Annotated in this window: 1 protein-coding gene; it reads right to left on the bottom strand. The window is 67.0% G+C overall.

The genetic code is table 11. From position 1 onward, the window contains the following. The coding region (locus tag HX846_RS38775) for an efflux RND transporter periplasmic adaptor subunit (RefSeq protein WP_178967648.1) at positions 1–388 on the bottom strand (388 nt) is incomplete at both ends.

Here is a 388-nt window from a genome sequence, read left to right as displayed (position 1 = left end):
GTCACGGTGGCATAACCCAGGTTCAATTTGGCGCGCTGCACGGCGGCCTGGTTGGCGGCCACATCGGCGGCGGTTTGCCTGGCGGCGGCGCGGGCGTTGTCGTATTCCTGGCCGCTGATGGCGTTGCCTTCCACCAGTTGGCTGTAGCGCTGCTCTTGCAAGCGCGCCTGGAATGCATTGGCCTCGGCCTTGCGCAGGCTGGCCTGGGCGCTGTCGAGGTCGGCCTTGAACGGCGCCGGGTCAATCCGGAACAGCACATCGCCCTGTTTCACGTCATGGCCTTCCTGGAACACCCGTTGCAACACCACGCCGGCCACCCGGGCGCGCACTTCGGCGATGCGTGGCGCGGCAATCCGTCCGCTCAACTCGCTGGTGATGGACAGGGGCT

This window comes from Pseudomonas sp. K5002, assembly GCF_013386655.1.
GTDB lineage: Bacteria > Pseudomonadota > Gammaproteobacteria > Pseudomonadales > Pseudomonadaceae > Aquipseudomonas.
Note: the sequence above shows the minus strand (reverse complement) of the source record. Positions and strands in the feature narration are given on the sequence as shown.